1 protein-coding gene is annotated in these 249 nt (G+C 45.8%); it reads left to right on the forward strand.

Features of this window, described 5'->3' with window-relative positions; all coding sequences use genetic code 11:
• The coding region (locus tag AC6UDB_RS07190; protein ID WP_500709582.1) for a recombinase family protein at nucleotides 1-249 on the forward strand (249 nt) is incomplete at both ends.

Consider the following 249-nt stretch of genomic DNA (forward strand, 5'->3'; position numbering starts at 1 on the left):
GTTCTTCGACAGCCCGCAATTTACGGGTCTTTTATCGCTATGGAGTGGGACGAATCAGGTAAGCCGATTCAGGTCAAAAAAGAGATTAAAGGCTATTATCCGGCAGTAATTTCAGAGTCAGAGTTTTATAGAGTCGGCGCAAAATTGAGTGAGCGACAAGACCCAAAACTTGCAGGGCGAAAGGTCGCAGAATTCAAAAACATCTTACGAGGGATTGTTTTTTGTGCCTGTGGCTCGGGCTTCCGTTAC

It is taken from the genome of Fructilactobacillus sp. X3R2C1 (assembly GCF_059901235.1).